Source organism: Longimonas sp. (genome assembly GCF_040409695.1).
Taxonomy (GTDB): domain Bacteria; phylum Bacteroidota; class Rhodothermia; order Rhodothermales; family Salinibacteraceae; genus Longimonas.
In genome coordinates, this window is the sequence record NZ_JARWGJ010000207.1 from 1 (window position 1) to 4,338 (window position 4,338).

A 4,338-nucleotide genomic window follows, 5' to 3' on the forward strand; every position below is an offset into this window, starting at 1 on the left:
GCCCGTCCGTCGCGCAGGCGATCGCGCAGCTTCGAGTAGGCCGTCAGATAGCGCTCGTCGACCTGCTCTTTTGCTTCGGCACGCACTTCTTCAAGCGCACTCTCTTCAGCCTCCGTGTCGGCTACCACCTCATCGAGCTTCTCACGCTTCTCTTCAAGAATGCTGTCGAGGTCTTCGAGACTCTCTTTTGTGTCTTCGATGGCCGACTCGTTTGCGGCAATCGTTTTCTCGGCCCGCTCAATGGTTTCGCGTGCTTCTGCAATGCGCTCTTTCTGCGTTTCGATCTCGCTCGTGAGCGCGTCGTACTCACGGTTGTTGCGCACCTGCATCTGCTGTTCCTCGTACTTGTCAACCAGCCCCTCAGCCTCTTTGATATCCGTTTCAGACTGACGCTTGTTGACTTTGGCCTCTTTGAGCTCTTGCTCGTAGTTGTCGAGCCGCGTCTGCAGGCCAGCCCGCTCGTCTTCAAGATCCTCAATCTCTTCGGGGAGGTCGCCGCGTAGTTTCTGAATACGGTCGATGCGATTGTCAATGTGCTGCAGGCGAATAAGCGCGCGCAGCTGATCCGTGATTGTGGTTTTCTTCTCAGCCGTGGCCATAATGGAAAGTGTCAGGTCAAAGTACGCGTATTGTCAACATGTGGGCGGTAGCCAACGATAAATAACCCAATGCACGGGTGGAAAGTTCGGCGCGCTCATGTATCGCATCCGTATCGCACAGGAGTTTTGCATGAGCACGGTGCGCCGATGCAGACCCGGCGCTCCCACATCTAACTCCTCATATTTAACATAGCCACAACCTGAAACGTAAATCCGTGCGTGGCATTCGTCATACATAACGTATCCTGCACCGCTATACAATATGATACATGATCTATCATGTGCTTCTGGCGCTGTGCAGGCGCTCTCCCTGTATGTAGCTTTCTGAAAGCCTTCTCTCCATGGCCTACACCGACCACTCCGACCCCCATGCCTCGCCCTCCGAAGCCTCTTCGACACCCTCTTCTTCGGAGAACTCTTCCTCCGAGCAGTCTACGCTCGGTCGCCGGGACTTCCTGAAACGCACTGCGTTGTCGTCGGCTGCGCTTGGCATGGGGCTGTGGGGCAGCAACGGCACCACCGCCAAGGGCGCTGTACGTCCACGTGCCGACGTCACCGGCGATGCGAAGAACGTGATCTTTCTGGTGGTCGATGGCATGAGCCAGGGTACGCTCACCATGGCCGATCACTTCCTGCAGCGCCACCACGACCGCACGTCGCACTGGATGGATCTCTACCGCAATCAGGCCTACGACCGGCAGGCGTATATGGATGTCGCCTCGCTAAACTCGCTCGTAACCGGGTCCGCCGCGTCGGCATCGGCCTGGGGATCGGGCCATCGCATCAACAACACGCAGGTTAACACCTCGCCGAGCGATGAGTCCTACCGTACCATCTGTGAGATTTTTCGGGATGCGGGCAAGGCCACCGGGCTCGTAACCACTACCCGCATCACGCATGCAACACCCGCTGGATTCGGGGCCAGCGTGCCGCGCCGGTGGATGGAGGACGAAATTGCCACGCAGTACCTGGAGCGCAGGTACGACCTGCTCATGGGCGGAGGCGGGCGCCACTTTGCGGCTGACCGACGTGACGACGGACGCGATCTCTACGCAGGGTACGCCGACGCGGGCTACCGCGTTATTCGCGATCGTAATGACCTCGGGGGCGTAGCCAATGCCGAAAAAATGCTCGGCATCTTCTACGATAGCCACCTGCCGTACGAAATCGACCGCCAGAACATCAGCTCGCTGCAGAGTGCCATCCCCTCGCTCGCTGAAATGACCGACGCTGCCTTGCAGCGCCTGGCGCGCCATGAGGAGGGGTTCATCTTGCAGGTTGAAGGCGGACGCGTCGACCACGCTGCGCATTCCAATGATACGGCCGGCCTCGTCTACGACCAGATCGCTTTTGACGACGCCATCGGTACGGTACTCGACTTCGTAGACGGTCGCGATGACACGCTTGTCATCATCACGACCGACCACGGCAACGCCAATCCGGGACTCAATGGCATCGGCGACGGCTACAACGACTCGAATCCGATGTTCGACCGCATCGCCGATTTTGAGCGCTCTAACGAGTGGGCCTTTCGCGAGCTTGACGACAACAGTTCGGTGAGCGCGATCCAGGAGCGGATCGCTGCGGCAAGCAGCATCGATCTCTCAACCGAGGAGGCTGAGATCTTGCAGCAAGCGCTACGTGGCGAGTACGAAGCCGCCTACCGTCCGCGCAGCCGCCCCTCAGCCGTGCTGTCGGCGCTGCAGGCGAACTACACTGCGGTAAACTGGATCGGGAGCATGCACACCTCTGACTATGTGCCTCTGCTGGCGATCGGGCCGGGCAGCGATACGCTTGGCAGCTTCGTGCGCAACACCGAGCTGTTCGACCTCATGGTAGATACCGCTGGCGTGCGCTCATACGCTGCAAGCTAAACCGCCTCGTTCGTGCCCATCGAGCTGCGCAACGTCGATGCGCTGGTAGCAGCATGGCTTTCTCGCATGCTGCTACCTTGCTTGCATACCGTCACTTTGAGCACGGCATCTACTCCAAGCAGATGTAAGGTCCACACAAGAGCAAAGCGGCCGGTGAACGCAGCGCGTAGAGATTGCCTCCACCTCCGGTACGAGCCCTCTGGTACGAGCCGGCAGGCTGCCACCTTAAGCATATGCCGCCCCCTGTCGGAAGAAGTCGAAAGGTCTCCTTCACATCTGGCAGGGCGTCCCACAAGGCCCTTCTCTGCGCATCCGGCGCCGCTTTAACATAGAGGCCTTGCATTCAGAGTGCCTTACATACAGAGCGCCTTGCATTTAAGCACGTAGCCAACCGGGCAGGCGATGATGGTTCGGCGCACTCCGGGTTTGTTTGCTCCGAGCACGCGAAAGTCTGTCCCCCGGCAGCAGCTCATGCAACCGGGAGGCCTTTTCTGTGAGGGCGCAGCGATGCAGAAGCATGGCAGAAACGCTCCGTTTGCCCCACCAATTCCGCGCATCCCGCTTTATTTTCATCGAAAGAACGAAGCCGCCCCCTTGCGTGAGGCGCCTGCTTCACCGATACTGCACCACCCGAATCCGTTTTTATGACTGTATTTTCTTAACCTAACCTGTTTTTGACCTATGCTACTGGATGCCGACAACCGTCCGTGGGGACGCTGGGAGGAGTACTTGAACGAGCCAGGCTATCGCGTAAAGCGCATTGTGGTGCACCCGGGGCAGCGCCTGTCGCTGCAGAAGCACGAGCATCGCAAAGAGCACTGGGTGGCTGTGCAGGGCGCTGCTGAGGTGACGCTCAACGACGAGATCGTAGAGATGGAGGTGGGCGACGCCGTCGTCATCGACATTGGCGACGTGCACCGCGTCACCAATCCGAACGATGAGCCGTTTGTCTTTATCGAGACGCAGCTCGGGCTCTGCCTCGAAGACGACATCATCCGTCTTGAGGACGATTACGGACGTTCGTAGGGGCTCTACCGTTGGCCGCGAATCTACTGCCTGTGCTGTAGGTATCAGTCTACAGATATCACCATCTCCACGCTACGGCTGCGGTGGTATCGTCTCTGCGTTTTTTATGAGCACCAGCTTCTACCCTCCTGATGATTCTGCCCATTTACGTATTTGGCCACGACGCCCTGCGGCGCGACACCGAACCGGTTACCGAAAATACCGAGGCGGTGCAGACGCTTATCGATAACATGATCGACACGATGCGCGCGGCCAACGGGTTGGGGCTGGCTGCGCCCCAGGTGGGACGCACCGAGCGCATCTTTGTGGTCGACCTGCTGCCTATCGCCGACGACCTACGCGCCGAGGGTATTGAGGTGCCCGACCAGCCGATGGTGTTCATCAACCCTGAAATCACATGGGAGAGCAGCGCCACGTCGAAGTTTGAAGAGGGCTGCCTCTCAATTCCAGATGTGCGCGAAAGCGTTCGGCGTCCCGACCGCGTGCAGGTTGAGTATCTGGACCGCAACTTTGAGGAGCAGTCGTATGAGATGAGCGACATGCTGGCCCGCGTGGTGCAGCACGAGTACGACCACCTTGAAGGCGTGCTTTTCACCGACCATCTGAGCGCCTTCCGCCGCCGCCTGCTGCGTCGCACCCTGCGTCGCATAGCCGATGGCGACATCGAAGCGCCCTATCCGCTACGCACCGCCGACGGAGAAACCGTTCCGGCTACTGCATAGCTTTCTTACGTAGCTTTACTGCGTAGCTTTCCTGCGTAGCTTTCCTGCGTAGCTTTCCTGCGTAGCTTTCCTGCGTAGCTTTCCTGCGTAGCTTTCCTGCGTAGCTTTCCTGCGTAG

The 4,338-nt window shown here is 58.9% G+C and carries 4 protein-coding genes; 3 read left to right on the plus strand and 1 reads right to left on the minus strand.

Annotation, left to right across the window (positions count from 1 at the left end; genetic code table 11):
• The coding region (locus PPP56_RS12765) for a zinc ribbon domain-containing protein (RefSeq protein WP_353564438.1) at positions 1-599 on the minus strand (599 nt) is incomplete at its 3' end.
• Positions 600-940: 341 nt separating this feature from the next.
• Between PPP56_RS12765 and PPP56_RS12770 the strand changes: the two genes are divergently transcribed.
• The 3 genes from PPP56_RS12770 to def all read left to right on the plus strand — a co-directional run bounded on the left by PPP56_RS12770 (position 941) and on the right by def (position 4,221).
• Positions 941-2,473 carry an alkaline phosphatase gene (locus PPP56_RS12770; protein WP_353564439.1) on the plus strand — a complete coding sequence of 511 codons (1,533 nt, stop codon included), beginning with the start codon at positions 941-943 and terminating at the stop codon, positions 2,471-2,473.
• A 681-nt stretch (positions 2,474-3,154) separates the two neighbouring features.
• A complete protein-coding gene (locus PPP56_RS12775; RefSeq protein WP_353564440.1) occupies positions 3,155-3,499 on the plus strand; it encodes a phosphomannose isomerase type II C-terminal cupin domain in 345 nt (114 codons plus the stop codon).
• A 131-nt stretch (positions 3,500-3,630) separates the two neighbouring features.
• On the plus strand, positions 3,631-4,221 hold the full coding sequence (gene def / locus PPP56_RS12780) for a peptide deformylase (RefSeq protein ID WP_353564441.1): 591 nt from the start codon (positions 3,631-3,633) through the stop codon (positions 4,219-4,221).
• Positions 4,222-4,338: the final 117 nt, after the last annotated feature.